Annotated in this window: 2 protein-coding genes; both read right to left on the bottom strand. The window is 36.6% G+C overall.

Translation table 11 applies throughout. The features are described from left to right. Positions 1-160: 160 nt before the first annotated feature. Complete coding sequence (locus tag AFK68_RS37855) at positions 161-646, bottom strand: hypothetical protein (RefSeq protein ID WP_210407152.1); 486 nt, start codon at positions 644-646, stop codon at positions 161-163. A 2-nt stretch (positions 647-648) separates the two neighbouring features. After that, positions 649-1,374 (bottom strand): DUF1624 domain-containing protein, encoded by a 726-nt coding sequence (locus AFK68_RS37850; protein WP_210407151.1) that lies wholly within the window; start codon positions 1,372-1,374, stop codon positions 649-651. Between the last annotated feature and the right edge of the window lie 750 nt (positions 1,375-2,124).

The following is a 2,124-nucleotide window of genomic DNA, read 5'->3' as shown; positions in this document are numbered from 1 at the left end:
TAATTGATAATTGATAATTACCTCTCCCTAAAAGGGAGAGGATTGACACAAAGGGGGATGCATATTTATTTTTTTCCCCTTGAAAGGGGAGGCTTCAAGGCGTGAATTATCTAATTATTTAATTGCTTAATTATTAATTATTTCGGTAAATAACTGCTCTTTACAGGTAATTCAACCACCACTTACCTCGATACTTTTTCTTATACTTACCAAACCAGTCACAAATAATGTATAACAGGAAAGTTATTAACAAACAAATTAGATAAACAATTGGTAAATCATACCCAAATGTTTTTGGTTTCCAACTGATGCCTACTTGGTAGAAAGTAAAAGGTTCCATACCATGTCTGGACAAGGCAAATAAAATAGCGGTTAGATGAATTAAGTAAACGTGGATAATATAGAAAAATAATGGTTGCTGACCTAATATAATTAATGGTTTAAAATAACGTATGTTCGATTTTTCTAAAAAATAAAGTAATAGAATTGCTAGACCGAGTGTTATTAATAAATACAGGAAAGAAGCTGGATATTTATCACAATTGATAAAGGATAGTAAGGTATCAGAAAATCTAGACTGAATTGACCAAGGATTGGGGTCTCCATAAACATTAGTTGCTCGAATAATCATAAAAGCAAAAATCATACTTAAGCCGTTTTTTTTAATAGCTGAAGTCGCCGATATTTTTCCATTTCAAATAGTGTTCCGAAAGCATAACCTAATGCTATTACTCCGATCCAAGGAATCAGAGGATAGAGGATAAATAAGCGAAAACCAGGAATTGGTTCAATCATTGTGCGTTCGTGAAGTATTGCCCAAACCCAACCAATATTTCCTAATTGTTCTGCTTGTATATTATCAAAAAGATTATGTCCGACTATCAGCAAAATTCCAATCGCTGCTATTATCCGAGTAGGAAGATAAATTATTGCTGCCAAGAAAATCATCGACCAAGCGATCGCCCATAACACCCCCGCAGCAGAAAACATAGAACTCAGGTTAAACCTCCAGCTCAAACGTATTACTGTTAAGTCTAGTAGAATAAACCAACATCCTCGGAGCAACAAAAATTGAGAAAGTTGTTGTTTGGTTTTGCCACGTTTGAGAGAAAGATAAGCTCCTATTCCTGCTAGAAAAATGAATGTAGGGGCGCAAAGATGAGTTATCCAGCGTGTGAGAAATAGAGGAATGTTTGTCTGAGTGAGGTCTAGAAGATTAAAGTTAGCATTGGAGAAAAATGCTCGTACATGGTCTAATGCCATCAGTACCATTACAAGTCCGCGCAAAATGTCTATTGAGATTATTCGGGGAATGCGGTCTTGATTTTTATTTTTAGAGTCTAAAATTAGCTGGTTTGTATTAGGTGTTTCCATTTGCTTAATTAGTATTCAAACAATTAACATTATTACAGTAATTTCCTTTCCATAAGATAGCAGCATTAACAGCAATTGCAATATTTGAAGTGTGTTTTAAATCAGGAGACTTATCGGGATAAACCCAATACCGAGATTTGTAGGGGAGGGTTTCACCAAAAACCTTGATATTTGCCGTTAGTTAAATAAACCCGCCCCGCGTCCGGTGATGAATGATACGGCCAGGGGGCGGGTTGATCTAACTTTGGTTAATTCCCATTAACTTAACGTGGAAACCGCCCCTACCTCATAAACGTTGAAAAATTTGTAGGGGCAGGTTTCACCAAAAGCCTTGATAGATGATATTAATTCATCACTCGCCCGCCCCGCCCCTCATGCAACCATATCGCCAGAGGGCGGGTTTACTTAATCTTAGGGTAAGCATCAAAATTACTACTCAAACCAGCCCCTACTATGGATAATTAATAATTAATAATTACCTTTGGTTTTGTTGCATGAAAGCATATAGCTGCAACACTTGCTTGTGCATATTGACAATAATAACGTGCGGAAACTGCTGTAACTATTGAACAATAGATAAATAGAACATCAATGTTGATGTGGGAGGGGGCTGAAACTTTTGCCAATTAAAGCTTTGAGGTTAAATTAGCCCGCCCTAACTATTGAACAATAGATAAATAGAACATCAATGTTGATGTGGGAGGGGGCTGAAACTTTTGCCAATTAAAGCTTTGAGGTTGAATTAGCCCG

Source organism: Hydrocoleum sp. CS-953 (assembly GCF_002260545.1).
Taxonomy (GTDB): Bacteria; Cyanobacteriota; Cyanobacteriia; order Cyanobacteriales; family Microcoleaceae; genus Trichodesmium.
This window is presented reverse-complemented; position numbering and strand designations above follow the sequence as displayed.

Excerpts from the sequence above, each read along its gene's own strand:
- AFK68_RS37850 (WP_210407151.1), bottom strand. The coding sequence starts at position 1,374 with ATGGAAACACCTAATACAAACCAGCTAATTTTAGACTCTAAAAATAAA.
- AFK68_RS37855 (WP_210407152.1), bottom strand. The coding sequence starts at position 646 with ATGATTTTTGCTTTTATGATTATTCGAGCAACTAATGTTTATGGAGAC.